Source organism: Flaviaestuariibacter terrae, from assembly GCF_054777635.1.
On record NZ_BAAHAL010000017.1, the window covers coordinates 1 to 1,956 of the forward strand.

1 protein-coding gene is annotated in these 1,956 nt (G+C 58.8%); it reads left to right on the forward strand.

Annotated elements, in window-relative coordinates; translation table 11 throughout:
* Positions 1-1,956 (forward strand): hypothetical protein (locus ACYU7Z_RS16405; protein ID WP_460572443.1); only part of this gene is annotated, 1,956 nt, incomplete at both ends.

Below are 1,956 nucleotides of genomic sequence, written 5' to 3' on the forward strand. Positions count from 1 at the left end.
CCTTCTCCTGGCATGGTGCCACCTACACGTCCTCGGGTGACTACAGCTTCACGACTCCCAATGGTGCCTGCACCGATACCACCGTGCTGCACCTGACCATCGCTAACGGCACCCATACTGATACCACCGCTACCGCTTGTGCCCAGTATGTATGGCACGGACAGACGTATACCACGAGTGGAGACTACAGCTTCACGGCCCCCAACGGCGCCTGCACCGATACCACCGTGCTGCACCTGACCATCGCTAATGGTACCCATACCGATACCACGGCTACTGCCTGCGGATCTTACCAGTGGCACGGACAGACGTATACCACATCTGGCGACTACAACTTCACAGCTCCCAACGGCGCCTGTACCGACACCACCGTGCTGCACCTCACCATCGCCAATGGTACCCATACCGATACGACCGCTACGGCCTGCGGATCTTACCAGTGGCACGGTCAGACGTATACCACATCTGGAGATTACAGCTTCACAGCCCCCAATGGTGCCTGCACCGACACCACCGTGCTGCACCTGACCATTGCCAATGGCACCCATACCGATACCACGGCTACCGCCTGCGGAGCCTTCTCCTGGCATGGTGCCACCTACACGTCTTCGGGCGACTACAGCTTCACGACTCCCAATGGCGCCTGCACCGACACCACCGTGCTGCACCTGACCATTGCCAATGGCACCCATACTGATACCACCGCTACCGCCTGCGCAACCTTCTCCTGGCATGGTGCTACCTACACGTCTTCGGGCGACTACAGCTTCACGACTCCCAATGGCGCCTGCACCGACACCACCGTGCTGCACCTGACCATTGCCAATGGCACCCATACCGATACCACCGCTACGGCCTGCGGATCTTACCAGTGGCACGGACAGACGTATACCACATCTGGCGATTACAGCTTCACGGCCCCCAACGGCGCCTGCACCGACACTACCGTACTGCACCTGACCATCGCCAATGGAACCCATACTGATACCACCGCTACCGCTTGTGCCCAGTATGTATGGCATGGTGCTACTTACACGTCTTCGGGCGACTACAGCTTCACGACTCCCAATGGCGCCTGCACCGATACCACCGTGCTGCACCTGACCATTGCCAATGGCACCCATACCGATACCACCGCTACGACCTGCGGATCTTACCAGTGGCACGGACAGACGTATACCACATCTGGCGATTACAGCTTCACGGCCCCCAACGGCGCCTGCACCGACACTACCGTACTGCACCTCACCATTGCCAATGGTACCCATACTGATACCACCGCCACGGCTTGCGCCCAGTATGTATGGCACGGCGCTACCTACACGTCTTCGGGTGACTACAGCTTCACAGCTCCCAATGGAGCCTGTACCGACACCACCGTGCTGCACCTCACCATCGCCAACGGTACCCATACTGATACTACCGCTACGGCCTGCGCCCAGTATGTATGGCACGGTCAGACGTATACTACCAGTGGCGACTACAGCTTCACAGCTCCCAATGGAGCCTGTACCGACACCACCGTGCTGCACCTCACCATCGCCAACGGTACCCATACTGATACTACCGCTACGGCCTGTGCCCAGTATGTATGGCACGGACAGACGTATACCACATCGGGTGATTACAGCTTCACGACTCCCAATGGTGCCTGCACCGACACCACCGTGCTGCACCTGACCATCGCTAACGGTACCCACACCGATACTACCGCTACGGCCTGTGCCCAGTATGTATGGCACGGACAGACGTATACCACATCGGGTGATTACAGCTTCACGACTCCCAATGGTGCCTGCACCGACACTACGGTGCTGCACCTCACTATCGCCAGCGGCCTGCACAGCGATACCACGGCTACGGCCTGCGGATCCTACCAGTGGCATGGACAGACCTATACCACCAGTGGCGACTATCCCTTCTATGCTACCAATGGCTCCTGCCAGGATACCGTAG